We start from the raw sequence: 16928 nt of genomic DNA, 5'->3' as shown, positions 1-16928 counted from the left end.
TGCGCCTGAAACACCCGCGGCCATGCCGAAGACCGGGGCCAGCAGCCTGCTTCTGCGCGTGATCTCGGCGGCGATCATGCTGCCGCTGGCCATACTGGCAACATGGCTGGGAGAATGGCCGTTTGCGGCGCTGGCATTCCTGGCCGGGTCGATGATGCTGCATGAATGGCTGCGCATGCCGGGGCCTTATGCCCGCAGCCTGCTGGCTGGCAGTCTGCTCGGGCTTGCGGGCAGTCTGCTGCTGGTGATGTTCAAGCATCACAACTTCGCCATGGGTTTCCTGCTGCTGGTTGCGGTCGCGCTCGGGCTGTACATGCGCCACCGCTTCCTGTGGCATACCGTCGGTCTGCTCTATATCGGTCTGCCATGCCTGCTGCTGCTGTGGCTGCGCGAGGATTCCGAGCAGGGGCAGCACCTGGTCTTCTGGTTGCTCTGCGTGATCTGGGCGACCGATACCGGTGCCTATTTCGCCGGCCGGGCAATCGGCGGTCCGAAGCTGATCCCCAGTATCAGTCCGAACAAGACCTGGGCGGGGCTGGGTGGCGGCATGGCCTGTGCTGCGCTGGTCGGCTGGCTGGTGGCGCGTATCGATCCGGGATGGCCGGCGCCGGCCCTGGCGCTGCTGGCGGCTTTAGTTGCCGTGGTTTCGCAGGCCGGCGATTTCTTTGAATCCGGCGTGAAGCGGCATTTCGGCGTCAAGGACACCGGCACCCTGATCCCCGGTCACGGCGGCGCGCTGGATCGCCTTGACGGGCTGTTGTTCGCGGTACCCTTCGTCACCCTGATCTACATCCTGTGGGGTGATCTGATATGGCTGTGAACGGGCCGAAGGAGGGAAAGCCGCGCCGGGTGACCATCCTTGGTTCCACCGGTTCGATCGGCGGTTCGACCATTGATCTGCTGCAGCGGGAGGGCGACCGCTGCCAGGTGGTTGCGCTGACGGCACAGACCAATGTCGCGCTGCTGGCGGACCAGGCCCGCAGGCTGCGGGCGGAATGCGCCGTGATCGGCGACGGAAGCCTGCTGCCGGAACTGCGCCAGCGGCTGGCGGGCAGCGGTATCGAGGCGGCTGGTGGCGCTGCGGCGATTACCGAGGCGGCATCCCGGCCGGCGGACTGGGTGATGGCCGCGATTGTCGGCGCGGCCGGGCTGGAACCGACCCTTGCCGCCGTGCGTCAGGGGCGGATCGTGGCGCTGGCCAACAAGGAAAGCCTGGTCTGTGCCGGCGCCCTGGTGATGCGGGAGGCTGCTCTGCATGGCGCCACCATCCTGCCGGTGGATTCCGAGCATAACGCGATTTTTCAGGTTTTTGACTTTGATGCCCCGGACAGTATCGACCGGGTGATCCTTACGGCCTCGGGCGGGCCGTTCCGGACGCTCAGCCTGGGCGAGATGCGCGAGGTCACGCCGGCCCAGGCCATCGCGCATCCGGTCTGGAGCATGGGTGCCAAAATATCCGTCGATTCCGCGACCTTGATGAACAAGGGTCTGGAACTGATCGAGGCGAGCTTCCTGTTCCCGGTACCGGAAGAGCGGATCGAGATCCTGATACACCCGCAGTCGGTGATCCACAGCATGGTTTCATATGTGGACGGGTCAGTCCTTGCCCAGCTGGGAACTCCCGACATGCGGACCCCCATTGCCGTGACCCTGGCCTGGCCGGGCCGGATGGCGACGCCGGCGGCCCGGCTTGACCTTGCCGCAATCGCCCGTCTGACCTTTGAAGTCCCTGATTCCGCTAGATTTCCTGCCCTCAATCTGGCCCGGCAGGCCTTGCAAAGCGGGGGCGCGGCACCTACTATCCTGAACGCTGCCAATGAGGTGGCTGTCGACGCTTTTCTGAAGGGCCGGATCGGCTTTCTCGATATCACGCGGATCGTCGAACAGACACTGGCCAGGGTCGAGCATGTGGCATTGACGGATCTCGATGCGGTGCACGACGCCGACCAGGCCGCCCGGCGCTATGCCCGGTATCTGGTCGAGCCGACGGAGGACGGGCGGGTTGTTCGGGTGCCAACAAGGGGACAGGGCCGGCACTAGGCTGGCCGTCGAGGTATCATGGAATTCGTAACCAATCTTGCCAGCTACATCGTCCCCTTCGTTGTCGTTCTGACCATCATCGTCTTTGTGCACGAGCTGGGGCATTACTGGGTGGCCCGCCGTTGTGGCGTGCGGGTCGAGGTCTTTTCGATCGGATTCGGCCCGGAACTGTTCGGCTGGAACGACCGCAATGGCACCCGCTGGAAAATCAGCGCCATACCCCTCGGCGGGTTCGTCAAGTTTTTCGGCGACGCGGATGCGGCTTCCGGGGCCGACACTGCAGCGGCTGCAGCGATGACCGACGCCGACCGCAAGGTGTCGTTCCACCATCAGGGACTAGCCGCGCGCTCAGCCATTGTTGCCGCCGGCCCGATGGCGAACTTCATTTTCGCGATCTTCATCTATGCCATGCTCTTCAGCCTGGTCGGGCAGCCTTTCACGCCGCCGGTGGTCGGGGATGTGGTGCCAAACAGTGCCGCTGCCGCTGCCGGCCTGCAGGCCGGTGATCGCATTACCGGTGCAGACGGCACCAGTATCGAGCGGTTCGAGGAACTCAAGACATATGTGGCACTGCGGGCGGAGACTCCGATCGACCTGACCGTCCGCCGCGATGGTGCGGAACTGCATCTGACCGTGGTGCCGCAGCGGGTCGATGTTTCTGACGGGGTGGGGGGCACTCAGCGGGTTGGCCAGATTGGTATTCGGACCACCGGTATCGAATTCGTCCGGCATGATCCGGCTACGGCCGTGGTGCAGGCCGGCCGCGAGACCTGGCTGGTGGTTGCCAACACCTTCACGTATCTGGGCCGCATCGTGCAGGGACGGGAATCCGGCGACCAGTTGAGCGGACCGCTCGGTATTGCCAAGATATCCGGCGATGTGGCGAAGGCCAGCTGGCTCGGCCTGGTGCAGCTGATGGCCACACTGTCGGTGGCGATCGGCCTGATCAATCTGTTCCCGGTGCCGATGCTCGATGGCGGCCATCTGCTTTTCTACGGTATCGAGGGACTGCGCGGTCGTCCGCTGGGCGAGCGGGCGCAGGAGTATGGTTTCCGCATTGGCTTCGCATTGGTGATGTCGCTGTTTCTGTTTGCAACCTGGAACGACCTGAACCGCCTGCCGGTATTCGGCTTCCTCACCAACCTGTTTTCGTGAGGTGGGTATTGTGCGCACGGGGCGAGGGGCGACGGGAGAGAGCGTGTCTGTCATGGTCGGGGGAATGATGGCCCGTATTCACCGTCTTGGCGTGATTGCGGTCATGCTGCTGCTGACGCTGTCAGCCATGCCGGCTGCCGCGCAGAGTGGCCCGGCGATCCGCGACATCGTGGTTGAGGGTAACCAGCGCATCGAAATCTCGACCATCCAGAATTACCTGACCCTGCAGCCCGGAGCGGCCTACAGTCCCGCTGAAGCCGACAAGTCGCTGAAGGCGCTGTTCGCCACGGGCCTGTTCTCGGATGTCAATCTGCGCCTGCAGGGCAGCACCCTGCTGGTGCGGGTTACCGAGAATCCGGTGATCAATCGCCTGGTATTCGAAGGGAACCGCCGCATCCAGGCGGACCAGCTGCGCAGTGAATTGCAGCTCAAGCCGCGCCAGATATACACCCGTGCCAAGGTGCAGGCGGATACCCAGCGTATCCAGCAGATATACCGGCGTTCCGGCCGTTTCGCTGCGACCATCGAGCCGAAGGTGATCCAGCTTGAGCAGAACCGGGTCGATCTGGTGTTCGAAATCAATGAGGGTCCGCTGACCGGGGTCAGCAGCATCCGCTTCATCGGCAACAAGCGCTTCAGCGATTCCCGCCTGCGCGAGGAAATCCAGACCAAGGAATCTGCCTGGTACCGGTTTCTCAGTTCCGATGACAGCTATGATCCGGACCGCCTGACATTCGACCGGGAGAAGCTGCGCAAATTCTATCTCAGCAAGGGCTATGCCGACTTCCGCGTCGTCAATGCCGTTGCCGAGTTGCTGCCCAATCGCGAGAATTTCATCATCACCTTCACGGTGGACGAGGGCCCGCAATACAAGTTCGGCGTCATGGACGTGATCAGCGAGATCAAGGGCGTGGACGGCGCCCAGCTCAAGCCGCTGGTAACCACCAAGAGTGGCGATATCTACAATGCCGACCAGGTTGAAGATACGGTCCAGGCTATCACCAATGATCTTGGGCGGCTGGGCTATGCCTTTGTGGATGTCCGTCCGGAAGTGAAGAAGGACCTGCAGCGGCGGATCATCGACATCAATTACATGATCGGCGAAAGCCCGCGGGTCTTTGTCGAGCGTATCGATATCGTTGGCAATGTCCGCACCCTAGACAAGGTCATCCGCCGCGAATTCCGTCTGGCCGAAGGCGATGCCTTCAATGCGGCAAAGCTGCGCCGGACCCGTACCCGGCTGCGCGGCCTGAACTTTTTCGACAAGGTCGAGATCAATGAAAGCAAGGGCAGTGCGCCAGACAAGGTGGTGCTGACGGCCGAGGTGACGGAAAAGTCGACCGGCGAACTTTCCTTTGGTGTCGGTTACTCGACGACCGAAAGCGTGCTGGGTGACGTTTCGATCCGCGAACGCAACCTGCTTGGGCGCGGGCAGGACCTGAAGCTCGGCTTCAGCCTCTCCACCCGGCGCCAGCAGGCGGATCTGTCCTTTACCGAGCCCTATTTCCTCGATCGGGAATTGGCTGCCGGTTTTGACCTTTCGCGGCGCCGGACCGACTATCAGCGGCGCAGCAGTCTGGACCAGACCTCATCGATTGCCTCGCCGCGTGTTTCGTTCCCGATTACGGAAAACCTGTCGGAGCAGGTTTACTACCGGTTCCGGCACGACGAGATTAACAGCGTCAGCGGCAATGCCTCCCGCTTTATCCGGGCGCAGGAGGGCGGCTATGTCACATCATCGGTTGGCCATGTGCTGACCTATGACAGGCGTGACGACAGGATCGAACCGACGACCGGCTATCTGCTTCGCCTGTCGCAGGAGGTCGCCGGCCTTGGCGGTTCAGAGCGGTTCATCAAGAATATCGGCAACGCCTACAAATATTATTCGCTGTCTGACGATGTGGTGCTGACCCTGGGGGCGGAAGCAGGCTCGATCATCGGAGTCGGTGAGGATGTGCGGCTGCCGAACCGCTACTTTATTGGCGGCGACAGCTTCCGCGGCTTCCGGACCGGCGGTATCGGTCCGCGCGATACCACAACGGGCGACGCGCTGGGCGGTGAGCAGTATTATAAGGGCTCGGCGGATGTCTCTTTCCCGATCGGCCTGCCGAGCGAATTCGGCATCAAGGGCATCCTGTTCACCGAGGCCGGCAGTCTCTGGGGCCTCAGCGATACGGGGCCTGAGGTTTTCGACGAAGCCAGCCTGCGTGTCTCCGTCGGCACGGGCCTGCAGTGGAAGTCGCCGCTGGGCCTGATCCGGGTAGATTTCGGCATCCCGGTCATCAAGGAGGATCTGGACAAGCGGGAGATCGTCCGGATCAATTTCGGTTCACGCTTCTAGCTAGTAAGGTTCAGAGCCAATGCATGCTTTTCTCCGGGGCGGTCTCGCCCTTTTCGCCCTGTTTGCTATGGCGGTTCCGGCGGCTGCCCAGGCGCAGCAGGCCGGAAAAACACCTCCTGCCATCATCGTCGTGGTCGACAGCCAGCGCATCTTCCGCGAAGCCGCTGCGCTCAAGAGCGTGCGTCAGCAGATCGACCAATACCGCGCCAGCCTGAAGCCGGAGATCGAGAAGCAGGAGGACAGCCTGCGCAAAGAGGATCAGGAGCTGGCCAAGCAGCGCAGCATCCTGACCCCGGAGGCTTTCGAGCAGAAGCGCCAGGCCTTCCAGGGCAAGGTTGTCACACTGCAGAAGCAGATTCAGGATCACCAGACCAATATCGAGAAGGCCTTTAACGCGGCGCGCGAGCAGGTGTCGCGCGAGGTGGTCGAAATCCTGAAGGACATGTCCAAGGCGCGCGGCTTCAACATGGTGCTCGACAGGGCGCATGTGCAGGTCATGATCGAGCCGGTGGAGATCACTCAGGATGTGCTGAAAGCACTGGACCAGCGCCTGCCGACCGTGAAAGCCGCATTGCCAGCAAGGAAATAGCATAATGGCTGATCCGCGCTTTTTCAGCCGGGCCGGCCCCTTCAGCCTGGGAGAACTGGCCATGCGCTGTGGCGCCAGCCTGGCAGATGCCGGTCTGGCCGCCCGCATGGTTTCCGATGTTGCATCCCTGGATCAGGCCGGGCCGGAGCAGCTGTCTTTCCTGGACAACCCGAAATATGTTGCCGCTCTGCCCTCCACCCGGGCCGGCGCCTGCATCCTGCATGAAAAGCATGCGGCAGCGGCCCCGGCCGGTCTGGCGCTGCTGTTGTCGCCCAATCCGTATCTGAGCTATGCGCGGGCGGCACAGCTCTTCTATCCCGCTCCGCCAGCAGTGCCTGGGCGGCATGCATCTGCCGTGGTCGACCCTGCGGCCAGAATTGGTGCCGATGTGGCAATCGGTCCGCATGTCGTGATCGGGGCCGGCGCCGAGATTGGCGACCGTGTTTCAGTCGGTGCCGGTTCTGTGATCGGGATGGGTGTGGTCGTCGGCGCAGACAGCCGCATCGGGCCCTCGGTCACCCTCAGCCATTGTCTCATCGGTGCCCGGGTGACCCTGCATACCGGCGTGCGGATCGGGCAGGACGGCTTCGGCTTCGCCCCGGATGCGGCCGGCCATGTGAAAGTCCCCCAGCTGGGGCGCGTCCTGGTCGGGGATGACTGCGAGATCGGCGCCAATACCACCATCGACCGGGGCGCCGGCCCCGACACGGTGATCGGGCCGGGCTGTTGGATTGATAATCTGGTCCAGATCGGGCACAACGTCACCCTTGGTCGGGGGTGCATCATTGTCGCCCAGGCAGGCGTCGCCGGCTCGACGCAGCTCGGGGACTTCGTGGTGCTGGCTGCGCAGAGCGGAGTTGCCGGGCATCTCAAGATCGGTGCCGGTGCGCGGGTCGGGGCGAAGTCGGGGATCATGACCGACATTCCGGCCGGCGAGAGCCATTTTGGCATTCCGGCGACCAGGGTGAAGGATTATTTCCGCCAGATCGCGACCTTGCGGCGACTGGCGCAGAAGAAGGGTGGGCCGCATGACTGAAACCCAGGCCGTGGGCAGCGTGGAGTCTGTTGATATCCTCCGGATCATGGAGATGATCCCGCATCGCTATCCGATGCTGCTGATCGACCGTGTCATCGAGATGAAGGCTGGCGAAAGCGCCATCGGCATCAAGAATGTGACGATGAACGAGCCGCAGTTCACCGGTCATTTCCCGACCCAGCCGGTGATGCCCGGCGTGATGATTGTGGAAAGTATGGCGCAGACGGCGGCCGTTCTGGTGGTGCATACACTGGGACCGGAAGCCGAGGGCAAGCTGGTCTATTTCATGACCATCGACGAGGCGCGCTTCCGCCGGCCGGTGACCCCGGGCGACCGCATGTATATCCACGTTACTGCCATCAAGCAGCGTGGCTCGATCTGGAAATTCAAGGGCGAGGTCAAGGTCGATGACAAGCTGGCGGCCGAAGCGATCTTCTCGGCCATGATCCTCGACAAGAAGTAAGGCAATGCCGCAGATTCACCCCACCGCGATTATCGAGTCCGGTGCACGCCTGGGCGAGGGCGTCCATATCGGCCCGTACTGCCATGTGGGCAGCCAGGTCGTGCTGGGCGATCATGTCGAACTGGTCAGCCATGTTACCGTTGCCGGAATAACATCTGTCGGTGACGGAACCCGCATTTTCCCGTTTGCTTCGATCGGTCACCAGCCGCAGGATCTGAAATTCCATGGTGAGCCGTCGCGGCTGGAAATCGGGCGCAACAACCAGATCCGCGAAGGCGTCACCATGAATCCCGGCACCGAGGGTGGCGGCATGCTGACCCGGGTCGGCGATGGCGGCCTGTTCATGGCCGGCGCCCATGTCGCCCATGACTGCCTGCTCGGCAACAACGTGATCATGGCCAACAATGCAACCCTGGCCGGCCATATCGAGGTTGGGGATTTCGCTTTCGTCGGCGGTCTGGCCGCTGTGCACCAGTTCTGCAAAATCGGTCCCCATGCAATGATCGGTGGCATGTCCGGCGTCGAGCAGGATGTGATCCCATACGGCATGGTGATCGGCAACCGGGCGCATCTCTCAGGCCTCAATCTGGTTGGCCTCAAGCGTCGTGGCTTCGACCGTGAAGACATTGCCAGATTGCGGGCGGCCTATGACCAGCTGTTCAGCGGCAAAGGCACGTTCACCCAGCGTCTTGACGATGTCAGTCAGAGTTATGCTGGCAGCGCACTGGTACGCGAGGTGACGGATTTCATCCGCAATGCCTCGAAACGCGGTATCTGCCAGCCGCAAGCGGATGCCGGCAGCGCTGCCTAAGCTCGGTTTGATTGCCGGCGGCGGCGAGATTCCGGCGCTCGTCCGCGATGCCTGCCTTGCCCGTGGGCGCCCGCTCTATATCGCCGCCCTGAATGGATTCTGTGCCGCGCACACGGTGACAGGCAGCGAGCATGGCTGGTTCGATTTGCCGCAGGTGGGTGGGCTGCTGAAAGCCCTGCATGGCGCCGGTGTGGTGGATGTCTGCTTGTGTGGCAGCGTTGCGAAACCGGATTTCTCCAGGCTTCGCCCCGACTGGAAGGGCGCTCTGCTGCTGCCACGGCTGGTGCGTGCGGCACTCAGCGGTGACGATGCGATCCTGCGTGTGGTGGTTGAAACCATTGAGCAGGATGGCTTCTCGGTGATCGGGGTCGACAGTCTGATACAGGACCTGCTGGTGGCCGAACGGCAATATGCCGGGCGTCCGCCGGACGCGGCCATGCAGGCGGATATCCGGATCGCCCTTGCCGCAGCGCGCGCACTCGGCGCGGCGGACAGGGGGCAGGCAGCGGTTGCGGCGGGCGGAGCCGTGGTGGGGCTGGAAGACGATGCGGGCACCGATGCGTTATTGACCCGGATGGCGCAGACTCCGGCTGCCCGTGGCGGAGTGCTGGTGAAATGTGCCAAGCCGCAACAGGACCGCCGGGTGGACCTGCCGACCATCGGGGCCGTCACGGTCGGGAAAGCCGCTGCAGCCGGACTTGCCGGTATTGCCGTCGAGGCGGGCGCCGCCCTGCTGGTGGATGCTGCGGCGACCGGTGCCGCGGCAGACCGGCATGGCCTTTTCGTTGTCGGGTTCCGTGATGACGGGTGAAAACCGACCATTGCGGGTGGCGCTGATTGCCGGTGAGCCCTCCGGCGATGCGCTCGGCGCCGGCCTCATGCGTGCCCTGCGGCAGGAAACCGGCGATGCCGTCGTCTTCAGTGGCGTCGGCGGGGCAGAGATGGCCAGGCAGGGGCTGAAAAGCCTGTTTCCGATCGGCGATCTGGCCGTCATGGGGCTGGTGGAGGTGTTGCCGCGGATCCGGCTGCTGCGCCGGCGCATCCGCGAGACGGCACGGGCCCTGCTGACAGACCAGCCGGACATAGTCGTGACCATCGACAGTCCGGGCTTTACGCGGCGGGTGGCCCGACTGCTGACCGGGCGCAGCTTTCCGCTGATGCATTACGTGGCCCCGACCGTCTGGGCATGGCGGCCGGGACGGGCGCGCCGGCTTGCGGGACTGTATGACCATCTGATGGTCGTACTGCCTTTCGAGCCTCCGTATTTCGAGGCCGTCGGGCTGCCGACAACCTTTGTCGGTCACCCGGCCGTCGAGACTCTTGCCGCAGCCCGCCGCAGCGAGGCGGAAGCCAGCGAAGCCGGCCGCCCCCCGTTCCGTACCCGCCACGCCATTCCGGATGGACGGCCTCTGCTGGCCCTGCTGCCGGGCAGCCGGCAGGGCGAGGTCCGCCGGCTGCTGCCGGTCTTCGCCGGTGTCCTGGACCGGCTGCGGCAGAATGGCCTGGACGTACATCTGGTGATCCCCACCGTTGAGACGGTGGCTGACATGGTCCGGCAGGCGGTCCGCAGCCTGCCGTTTCCGGCTACCGTGGTCGATGTTGCGGAAGAGCGTTATGCGGCAATGCTGGCTGCAGATGCGGCCCTGGCGGCATCGGGTACGGCGACCCTTGAACTGGGGCTGGCCGGGACGCCCACGGTGCTGGCCTATCGGGTGAACCCGCTGACGGCGGCGATCGTGCGGCGCCTGCTGCACACCCGGTTTGCCGGTCTGGTCAACATTCTCTGCGACCGCGAAGTGATGCCGGAATTCCTGCAGGAGAACTGCCGTCCGGAGACTATTGCGCCAGCCCTGCTGCGGTTACTGACAGATCCGGCCGCGCGGCAGGTACAGATCGATGCCTGTGCGGCGGTCTCGGCCCAGCTGGGAGGCGACGGCGAGCCGGGCCCGTCCATCCGTGCAGCGCGGGCTGTGCTGGCGGTGGCAGCGAAACGGCTGGCATCTGCGGCTGCCGCGCCCTAAATGTCGTCTGATGCGATCTGCGTACCGATAGGAGACCTTGATGAGTGAAGCCCCGGCCAATTTCCGCATGCTGCATACGATGCTGCGTGTACTCGATCTCGAGAAGTCCCTCGATTTCTATGTCAACCAGATGGGTATGACGCTGCTGCGGCGGCAGGATTATCCGACTGGCGAATTCACGCTGGCTTTTGTCGGCTATGGCGATGAACGGGACCAGGCGGTGATCGAACTGACCCATAACTGGGGTCAGAAAGAGCCGTATTCAATCGGCAGCGGCTACGGCCATATCGCCATTGGCGTGCCGGATATCTATGGACTGTGCGAGCGCCTGGGGACAGCAGGAGTCAAGATTCCACGCCCGCCGGGGCCGATGAAGCATGGTGGCAGCGTCATCGCCTTTGTCGAGGATCCCGATGGCTACAAGGTCGAGCTCATCGAGCGCAAGGCAACCTGACGGCGCAGGACGTCCGGACATACAAACAAACGGACATACAAAAAAGGCCCGGCATCGCCGGGCCTTTTTCTGTTTGGGTCCGTTGAGGGCAGGTTCAGAAGCGGGAGATGATCCAGGCAAGGCCCAGAACCATCAGCATGAACCAGATCCAGAACTGTGGCCGGCGCAGCAGGGAACGCGGCGCCAGACGGTTGTCGTTGGCCGGCAGCGGCATGGTCAGAAAACCAGGCCGCAGCCAGCCGAAACCGGTGGCCCGGGGACCGGAGGGCGGTTGCCCGCCCTGTTTTTCTGCTCCCTTGCGCATCGGCCCGCCTCCCATCGGTGCCGCCTCTGTCCGATTGAAGCGCGGTTACTTCCGCTTGTCGAGCGGAATAAACGTGCGCTTCGGCGAGCCGGTGAACAGCTGCCGGGGCCTGCCGATCTTCTGGGCCGGATCCTCGATCATTTCGTTCCACTGGGCGATCCAGCCGACCGTGCGCGCGAGGGCGAACAGGGCGGTGAACATCGCGGTCGGGAAGCCCATGGCCCGAAGGATGATGCCCGAATAGAAGTCGACATTCGGATACAGCTTCTTGCTGACGAAGTAATCGTCCTCCAGCGCGATGCGCTCCAGTTCCATCGCCATCTTCAGCAGCGGCTCGTCCTTGACGCCCAGTTCCTCGAGAACCTCGTAGCAGGTCTCGCGCATCACCTTGGCGCGCGGGTCGTAGTTCTTATAGACGCGGTGGCCGAAGCCCATCAGGCGGAAGCCCGAATTCTTGTCCTTCGCCTTCTTCACGGCTTCGCCGACCTTGTCGATCGAGCCGATTTCTTCCAGCATCTTCAGCACCGCTTCGTTGGCACCACCATGGGCGGGGCCCCAGAGGCAGGCAATGCCGGCCGCGATGCAGGCAAACGGATTGGCACCCGACGAACCGGCAAGGCGCACGGTCGAGGTCGAGGCATTCTGCTCGTGATCGGCATGCAGGATGAAGATGCGATCCATCGCGCGGGCCAGAACCGGGCTGACCTTGTAGGGCTCGGCCGGCACGCCGAAGGTCATCTGCAGGAAATTCTCGGCATAACCCAGGTCGTTGCGCGGATACATAAAGGGCTGGCCGACGGAATACTTGTAGGCCATCGCTGCGATGGTCGGCATCTTCGCGATCAGCCGGTGCTGGGCGATCATGCGCTGATGGGGGTCATCATAGTCGGTCTGGTCGTGATAGAAGGCCGACAATGCGCCAACCACACCGCACATCACGGCCATCGGATGGGCGTCGCGACGGAAACCGCGGAACAGGAAGTGGATCTGTTCATGCAGCATGGTGTGGTTGGTGATCGAGTGCTCGAAAGCACTGCGCTGCTTGGCATTCGGCAGGTCGCCGTTCAGCAGCAGATAGCAGGTTTCCAGGAAAGTCGATTTCTCGGCCAGGTCGGCAATGTCATAGCCGCGATACAGCAGCACGCCTTCATCGCCATCGATGTAGGTGATCTTGCTTTCGGTGCTGGCCGTGGAGGTGAAGCCCGGGTCGTAAGTGAAATAGCCGGATTCGGCATAGAGCTTGCGGATGTCGATCACCGACGGGCCGACACTGCCGTCGAGAACGGGAAGGGTGACGGTCTTGCCGGTATTCGGATCGTTGAGCGTAACAGGCTTTTTGCCGGCGGTCATAAGGAGTACCCCCAGGGTTGGTGACTGTGTATCTGGTTGTAGTGCAAACAATTATAGGGCGCGCCGCGGCGCCGAGGAAAGTGCCGTGTCCGCAAAATATATTCGACCAAGGCTGCATATTTCTCATTGGACGGCCGCCATGCCGCGTTTCACAGGGGTAACCCCGGTTTTTCCGACCGGGCGGACATGCTAGGAGGGGAGACCCTGGGCCGGCCCGGCCGGACACACAGCAAGGATGCAGCCATGCTCGATGACACCGCCCTGGATATTTTGTTTCGCAAGGCGCGGACGCACAGGCGATGGCAGGACCGGGCGGTGACCGATGCGCATCTGCAGCAGGTTTTCGACCTGATGAAGATGGCCCCCACCAGCGGCAATTGTTCTCCGGCCAGGATTGCCTTCGTGCGCTCGCCGGAAGCCAAGGCCCGGCTGAAACCGGCCCTGTCGGAGGGCAATGTCGAGCAGACCATGACCGCGCCGGTGACGGCAATCCTTGCCTATGATCTCAAGTTCTATGACCTCATGCCGAAATTGCTGCCGCATAATCCGGATGCGCGGGGCTGGTTTGCCGATGATCCGCAGGCGGCCGAAGTGGCGGCTTTCAGGAATGGCAGCCTGCAGGGGGCCTATTTCATCCTGGCAGCGAGGGCGGTGGGCCTGGATTGCGGACCGATGTCCGGTTTTGACAATGCCAAGGTCGACAACGAATTTTTCCATAATTCAAGTGTGAAATCAAATTTCCTCTGCAATCTTGGATTCGGCGACCCGGCACGACTGCATCCCCGGAGTCCCCGTCTGGATTTCGCCGAAGCCTGCAAAGTTCTTTGAATGTTCCCAATATACAGGCTTCGCGGCAGGTGGACATGAGACGATCCGCGGCCTGCTGCAGCCGCGAATCCGAGGCTTTTCGCGGCCTCAAAAAACTTCGCGACAGGGCCCCAAATCGCGCTTGACCGGGGTGGGGGCCGACAGTATTGTCCGCCCCGCGATTCGAGCTGGTGGTAGGGGTTCAACCTAGACACAGCCCGATGAACGGTCAGGGTCTCCGTAGCGCTCACGTCGAGACCGGGCTTACGCAAGAGACATAATGACCCCTCTCCGCGGCCGATGGGCCGCAAGGATGGGTCGGAGCGAGAGTAGGGCGGATTGCCGGGCCGGGAGGCTGTCGGTGGTTCGCCTCGGATTTTTTTGTGTTGGACCAACTGGCGGAGTTTCCACTCGTATGCCGACGATCAATCAGCTGATCCGCAAGCCGCGTCACCCGAAGCCGGTCCGTGACAAGGTGCCTGCGCTGCAGGAATGCCCGCAGCGTCGCGGCGTTTGCACGCGCGTCTACACGACGACCCCGAAGAAGCCGAACTCGGCGCTCCGCAAGGTCGCCCGCGTGCGCCTGACCAACGGTTTCGAAGTGACCAGCTACATCCCGGGCGAAGGCCATAACCTGCAGGAGCACTCGGTGGTGCTGATCCGCGGTGGCCGCGTCAAGGATCTGCCGGGTGTGCGTTATCACATCGTCCGTGGCGTGCTCGACACGCAGGGCGTCAAGGACCGCAAGCAGCGCCGTTCGAAGTACGGCGCCAAGCGTCCGAAGTAAGGCTCAGGAGAAAAAGCGATGTCGCGTCGCCATGCTGCCGAGAAGCGCGAAATCCTGCCGGACCCGAAGTTCGGTGATATCGTGCTGACCAAGTTCATGAACATGCTGATGTACGAAGGCAAGAAGTCGGTCGCCGAGGCGATCATCTACGGCGCCCTCGACCGCATCAAGGCGAAGACCGGCAATGACCCGGTCAAGATGTTCCATGATGCCCTCAATAACGTGCGCCCGCAGATCGAAGTGCGTTCGCGTCGCGTTGGCGGTGCCACCTATCAGGTGCCGGTCGAAGTGCGCCATGACCGCGGCCAGGCGCTGGCGATCCGCTGGCTGATCTCCGCCGCCCGCGGCCGCGGCGAGAACACCATGATCGACCGCCTCTCCGGCGAACTGCTGGATGCCGCGAGCGGCCGTGGCGGTTCGGTCAAGAAGCGCGAAGACACCCATCGTATGGCAGAGGCCAATAAGGCCTTCTCGCATTACCGCTGGTAACCGGCGGCCATTAGAGAGTCCCCAGGAGATCGTCATGCCTCGCACGACCCCCTACGAGCGCTACCGCAATATCGGCATCATGGCCCATATCGATGCCGGCAAGACCACGACCACGGAGCGCGTGCTGTATTACACCGGCCGGTCGCACAAGATCGGCGAAGTGCACGACGGCGCTGCCACCATGGACTGGATGGAGCAGGAGCAGGAGCGCGGCATCACGATCACGTCTGCCGCGACCACGTGCTTCTGGAACAACCATCGCATCAACATCATCGACACCCCCGGTCACGTCGACTTCACCATTGAAGTCGAGCGTTCGCTGCGCGTGCTTGACGGTGCGGTCTGCCTGTTTGACGGCGTTGCTGGTGTCGAGCCGCAGTCGGAGACAGTGTGGCGCCAGGCTGACAAGTACGGCGTGCCGCGCATGTGCTTCGTCAACAAGCTTGATCGCATGGGTGCCAATTTCTATCGCTGCGTCGACATGATCGTCGACCGACTGGGCGCCACTCCGCTGGTCACCACTCTGCCGATCGGCTCGGAAGCCGACTTCAAGGGCGTGGTCGACCTGGTGCGCAACCGCGCCATCATCTGGAAGGACGAGAGCCTCGGCGCTGAGTTCTTCTTCGACGAGATTCCGGCCGACCTGAAGGAACAGGCCGCCGAGTGGCGTCAGAAGATGATCGATGCCGCGCTCGAAATGGATGATGCCGCGCTGGAAGCCTATCTGGAAGGCAACGAGCCGGACGACAAGACCCTGACTGCCTGCATCCGCAAGGGCACCATTGCCGGCAAGTTCGTGCCGGTGCTGTGTGGTTCGGCCTTCAAGAACAAGGGCGTGCAGCCGCTGCTGGATGCCGTGATCGATTACCTGCCGTCGCCGGTGGATGTCGATGCCGTTCGTGGTGTGAAGCCCGGTACCGATGAGGAGATGATCCGCAAGACTTCGGACGACGAGCCCTTCTCGGGCCTGGCGTTCAAGATCATGAACGATCCCTTCGTCGGCTCGCTGACCTTCGTGCGCATCTATTCCGGCGTGCTGGAAACCGGCGCCGGCGTGATGAACACGGTGAAGGAAGGCCGCGAGCGTATCGGCCGCATGCTGCAGATGCATGCGAACAGCCGCGAGGAAATCAAGGAAGCCCGCGCCGGTGACATCGTTGCGCTGGCGGGCCTGAAGAATACCACCACGGGCGATACCCTGTGCGATCCGAACAACCCGATCGTTCTGGAGCGCATGGAATTCCCCGAGCCGGTTATCGAGGTTGCGGTCGAGCCGAAGACCAAGAATGACCAGGAGAAGATGGGCCTCGCGCTCAATCGCCTGGCGGCCGAGGATCCGTCCTTCCGCGTTTCGGTCGACCATGAAAGCGGCCAGACCGTGATCAAGGGCATGGGCGAGCTGCATCTCGAAATCCTCGTCGACCGCATGAAGCGTGAATTCAAGGTCGAAGCCAACGTCGGCGCTCCCCAGGTTGCCTATCGCGAGACGCTGACCAAGCCGGCCGATATCGACTACACCCACAAGAAGCAGTCGGGTGGCTCGGGCCAGTTTGCCCGCGTGAAGATCAAGTTCGAGCCGCAGGAGCCGGGTGCCGGCTTCACGTTCTCCAACGAGGTCGTCGGCGGCAACGTGCCGAAGGAATACATCCCGGCGGTCGAAAAGGGCATCAAGTCGGTTGCCGAGAGCGGCGTGCTCGCCGGCTTCCCGGTCATCGACTTCAAGGCGACCCTGTATGACGGCGCCTACCATGACGTCGACTCGTCGGCGCTTGCCTTCGAAATCGCCGCCCGTGCGGCCTTCCGCGAGGTGGCTCCGAAAGCCGGCGCCAAGCTGCTCGAGCCGATCATGAAGGTCGAGGTGGTGACTCCGGAAGACTTCGTCGGCGACGTGATGGGTGACCTGTCGTCCCGCCGCGGCCAGCTGACCGGTACTGAACCCCGCGGCAATGCCCAGGTCATCAATGCGATGGTGCCGCTGGCCAACATGTTCGGTTACGTCAACAACCTGCGCTCGATGACGCAGGGCCGCGCCCAGTACACCATGACGTTCGACCACTACGCCCAGGTGCCGCAGAACGTGTCCGACGAAGTCGTCGCCAAGATGGCCGGCTGAGACACGAGCGGCAGAGACAGATAGAGATAGCGGAGAAGGCAGATGGCCAAGGCAAAGTTTGAGCGTAACAAACCGCATTGCAACATCGGGACGATTGGTCACGTTGACCATGGCAAGACGTCGCTGACGGCTGCGATCACGAAGATTCTTGCGGAGACTGGCGGCGCG

At 62.9% G+C, this 16928-nt stretch carries 18 protein-coding genes; 16 read left to right on the top strand and 2 right to left on the bottom strand.

From position 1 onward, the window contains the following. Positions 1-22 precede the first annotated feature (22 nt). The 11 genes from ACEQZY_RS07965 to gloA all read left to right on the top strand — a co-directional run bounded on the left by ACEQZY_RS07965 (position 23) and on the right by gloA (position 10910). A complete protein-coding gene (locus tag ACEQZY_RS07965; RefSeq protein WP_341702490.1) occupies positions 23-820 on the top strand; it encodes a phosphatidate cytidylyltransferase in 798 nt (265 codons plus the stop codon). Further along, positions 811-2040 carry a 1-deoxy-D-xylulose-5-phosphate reductoisomerase gene (locus tag ACEQZY_RS07960; protein ID WP_341702489.1) on the top strand — a complete coding sequence of 410 codons (1230 nt, stop codon included), beginning with the start codon at positions 811-813 and terminating at the stop codon, positions 2038-2040. Before ACEQZY_RS07965 ends, ACEQZY_RS07960 begins: the two co-directional genes overlap by 10 nt. A gap of 18 nt (positions 2041-2058) precedes the next feature. Further along, a complete protein-coding gene (rseP, locus tag ACEQZY_RS07955; RefSeq protein WP_341702488.1) occupies positions 2059-3195 on the top strand; it encodes an RIP metalloprotease RseP in 1137 nt (378 codons plus the stop codon). A 64-nt stretch (positions 3196-3259) separates the two neighbouring features. Further along, positions 3260-5536, top strand: coding sequence for an outer membrane protein assembly factor BamA (gene bamA, locus ACEQZY_RS07950; RefSeq protein WP_341702487.1), 2277 nt, complete (start codon positions 3260-3262; stop codon positions 5534-5536). A gap of 19 nt (positions 5537-5555) precedes the next feature. Beyond that, positions 5556-6125, top strand: coding sequence for an OmpH family outer membrane protein (locus ACEQZY_RS07945; RefSeq protein WP_370153470.1), 570 nt, complete (start codon positions 5556-5558; stop codon positions 6123-6125). Between the two features lie 4 nt (positions 6126-6129). Then, a complete protein-coding gene (lpxD, locus tag ACEQZY_RS07940; RefSeq protein ID WP_370153468.1) occupies positions 6130-7161 on the top strand; it encodes a UDP-3-O-(3-hydroxymyristoyl)glucosamine N-acyltransferase in 1032 nt (343 codons plus the stop codon). Continuing rightward, positions 7154-7624, top strand: a complete 471-nt coding sequence (fabZ, locus tag ACEQZY_RS07935; protein WP_341704700.1) for a 3-hydroxyacyl-ACP dehydratase FabZ — start codon at positions 7154-7156, stop codon at positions 7622-7624. Before lpxD ends, fabZ begins: the two co-directional genes overlap by 8 nt. Positions 7625-7628: 4 nt before the next feature. Further along, the gene (lpxA, locus tag ACEQZY_RS07930; RefSeq protein ID WP_341704701.1) at positions 7629-8435 is read left to right on the top strand and encodes an acyl-ACP--UDP-N-acetylglucosamine O-acyltransferase; all 807 of its coding nucleotides are present in this window, start codon (positions 7629-7631) and stop codon (positions 8433-8435) included. Further along, entirely contained in the window at positions 8416-9246 is an 831-nt protein-coding gene (locus tag ACEQZY_RS07925) for an LpxI family protein (RefSeq protein WP_370153465.1), read from the top strand. Before lpxA ends, ACEQZY_RS07925 begins: the two co-directional genes overlap by 20 nt. Next, complete coding sequence (gene lpxB / locus ACEQZY_RS07920) at positions 9236-10456, top strand: lipid-A-disaccharide synthase (protein ID WP_370153463.1); 1221 nt, start codon at positions 9236-9238, stop codon at positions 10454-10456. Before ACEQZY_RS07925 ends, lpxB begins: the two co-directional genes overlap by 11 nt. A 40-nt stretch (positions 10457-10496) precedes the next feature. After that, positions 10497-10910: a lactoylglutathione lyase gene (gene gloA / locus ACEQZY_RS07915; RefSeq protein WP_370153461.1), complete on the top strand. Its 414-nt coding sequence runs from the start codon at positions 10497-10499 to the stop codon at positions 10908-10910. 94 nt (positions 10911-11004) lie between these two features. Here gloA and ACEQZY_RS07910 read toward each other — a convergent pair whose 3' ends face one another. Beyond that, complete coding sequence (locus ACEQZY_RS07910) at positions 11005-11214, bottom strand: hypothetical protein (RefSeq protein ID WP_341704705.1); 210 nt, start codon at positions 11212-11214, stop codon at positions 11005-11007. Positions 11215-11259: 45 nt separating this feature from the next. Beyond that, on the bottom strand, positions 11260-12564 hold the full coding sequence (gltA, locus tag ACEQZY_RS07905; protein WP_341704706.1) for a citrate synthase: 1305 nt from the start codon (positions 12562-12564) through the stop codon (positions 11260-11262). A 243-nt stretch (positions 12565-12807) separates the two neighbouring features. Between gltA and ACEQZY_RS07900 the strand changes: the two genes are divergently transcribed. The 5 genes from ACEQZY_RS07900 to ACEQZY_RS07880 all read left to right on the top strand — a co-directional run. Beyond that, positions 12808-13392, top strand: a complete 585-nt coding sequence (locus ACEQZY_RS07900) for a malonic semialdehyde reductase (protein ID WP_341704707.1) — start codon at positions 12808-12810, stop codon at positions 13390-13392. Positions 13393-13786: 394 nt separating this feature from the next. Further along, complete coding sequence (gene rpsL, locus ACEQZY_RS07895) at positions 13787-14158, top strand: 30S ribosomal protein S12 (RefSeq protein ID WP_341704708.1); 372 nt, start codon at positions 13787-13789, stop codon at positions 14156-14158. Between the two features lie 18 nt (positions 14159-14176). After that, positions 14177-14647 (top strand): 30S ribosomal protein S7, encoded by a 471-nt coding sequence (gene rpsG, locus ACEQZY_RS07890; protein WP_341704709.1) that lies wholly within the window; start codon positions 14177-14179, stop codon positions 14645-14647. A 34-nt stretch (positions 14648-14681) separates the two neighbouring features. After that, positions 14682-16760, top strand: a complete 2079-nt coding sequence (fusA, locus tag ACEQZY_RS07885) for an elongation factor G (protein ID WP_341704710.1) — start codon at positions 14682-14684, stop codon at positions 16758-16760. Between the two features lie 42 nt (positions 16761-16802). Beyond that, positions 16803-16928, top strand: a 126-nt coding sequence (locus ACEQZY_RS07880; protein WP_370153578.1) for a GTP-binding protein, incomplete at its 3' end; no start/stop codon positions are given.

Origin of the sequence: Ferrovibrio sp. (assembly GCF_964218355.1) — a bacterium.
In the GTDB taxonomy this organism is placed as follows: domain Bacteria; phylum Pseudomonadota; class Alphaproteobacteria; order Ferrovibrionales; family Ferrovibrionaceae; genus Ferrovibrio.
This window is presented reverse-complemented; position numbering and strand designations above follow the sequence as displayed.

What these genes read in the sequence shown, in the direction of transcription:
- lpxD (WP_370153468.1), top strand. Translation starts at nt 6,130, where the DNA reads ATGGCTGATCCGCGCTTTTTCAGCCGGGCCGGCCCCTTCAGCCTGGGA.
- ACEQZY_RS07925 (WP_370153465.1), top strand. Translation starts at nt 8,416, where the DNA reads ATGCCGGCAGCGCTGCCTAAGCTCGGTTTGATTGCCGGCGGCGGCGAG.
- rpsL (WP_341704708.1), top strand. Translation starts at nt 13,787, where the DNA reads ATGCCGACGATCAATCAGCTGATCCGCAAGCCGCGTCACCCGAAGCCG.
- ACEQZY_RS07945 (WP_370153470.1), top strand. Translation starts at nt 5,556, where the DNA reads ATGCATGCTTTTCTCCGGGGCGGTCTCGCCCTTTTCGCCCTGTTTGCT.
- ACEQZY_RS07900 (WP_341704707.1), top strand. Translation starts at nt 12,808, where the DNA reads ATGCTCGATGACACCGCCCTGGATATTTTGTTTCGCAAGGCGCGGACG.
- fusA (WP_341704710.1), top strand. Translation starts at nt 14,682, where the DNA reads ATGCCTCGCACGACCCCCTACGAGCGCTACCGCAATATCGGCATCATG.
- ACEQZY_RS07965 (WP_341702490.1), top strand. Translation starts at nt 23, where the DNA reads ATGCCGAAGACCGGGGCCAGCAGCCTGCTTCTGCGCGTGATCTCGGCG.
- bamA (WP_341702487.1), top strand. Translation starts at nt 3,260, where the DNA reads ATGATGGCCCGTATTCACCGTCTTGGCGTGATTGCGGTCATGCTGCTG.
- gltA (WP_341704706.1), bottom strand. Translation starts at nt 12,564, where the DNA reads ATGACCGCCGGCAAAAAGCCTGTTACGCTCAACGATCCGAATACCGGC.
- rpsG (WP_341704709.1), top strand. Translation starts at nt 14,177, where the DNA reads ATGTCGCGTCGCCATGCTGCCGAGAAGCGCGAAATCCTGCCGGACCCG.
- fabZ (WP_341704700.1), top strand. Translation starts at nt 7,154, where the DNA reads ATGACTGAAACCCAGGCCGTGGGCAGCGTGGAGTCTGTTGATATCCTC.
- lpxB (WP_370153463.1), top strand. Translation starts at nt 9,236, where the DNA reads ATGACGGGTGAAAACCGACCATTGCGGGTGGCGCTGATTGCCGGTGAG.
- lpxA (WP_341704701.1), top strand. Translation starts at nt 7,629, where the DNA reads ATGCCGCAGATTCACCCCACCGCGATTATCGAGTCCGGTGCACGCCTG.
- gloA (WP_370153461.1), top strand. Translation starts at nt 10,497, where the DNA reads ATGAGTGAAGCCCCGGCCAATTTCCGCATGCTGCATACGATGCTGCGT.
- ACEQZY_RS07910 (WP_341704705.1), bottom strand. Translation starts at nt 11,214, where the DNA reads ATGCGCAAGGGAGCAGAAAAACAGGGCGGGCAACCGCCCTCCGGTCCC.
- rseP (WP_341702488.1), top strand. Translation starts at nt 2,059, where the DNA reads ATGGAATTCGTAACCAATCTTGCCAGCTACATCGTCCCCTTCGTTGTC.
- ACEQZY_RS07960 (WP_341702489.1), top strand. Translation starts at nt 811, where the DNA reads ATGGCTGTGAACGGGCCGAAGGAGGGAAAGCCGCGCCGGGTGACCATC.